Source organism: Liquorilactobacillus sicerae (assembly GCF_029916425.1).
Classification (GTDB): domain Bacteria; phylum Bacillota; class Bacilli; order Lactobacillales; family Lactobacillaceae; genus Liquorilactobacillus; species Liquorilactobacillus sicerae.
This window is the reverse complement of the sequence record NZ_JAHAVQ010000307.1, coordinates 1-416: the sequence shown is the minus strand read 5'-3', so window position 1 is coordinate 416 and position 416 is coordinate 1. Positions and strand designations below refer to the sequence as shown.

Sequence of the window (416 nt, the reverse complement as noted above, 5' to 3'; positions counted from 1 at the left end):
ATTATCATTGATAATTTTCATGAACTTGATTTGTTGAATGGAATCCTTACTGAAAGAAAAATATCTCAAAACGTTTTAATGCGGATAAGTCCGGGAATTTCTGCACACACACATAAATTTATTTCAACCGGTCAGCAGGATAGCAAGTTTGGTTTCGATTTATTGTCCGGTCAGGCAAAGAAAGCTTTTGATGAAATTCAAGCCTCGGAATATCTTAATTTATTAGGTTTGCACGCCCATATTGGATCACAAATTTTTGAAAGCAATGGCTATTCGAAATTAGTTGATCTATTAATTAAAACTGCTAGTGAATGGCATTTTCAAGCAGGAATTATTGATGTTGGCGGTGGTTTTGGGATCAAATATACTCAGGCAGATGATCCGATTCCTAATGCTGATTTCATTCACTTGATTTG

At 34.9% G+C, this 416-nt stretch carries 1 pseudogene; it reads left to right on the top strand.

Features of this window, described 5'->3' with window-relative positions:
* Window positions 1-416, top strand: a pseudogene (locus KH893_RS12580) (diaminopimelate decarboxylase); the annotation flags it as partial.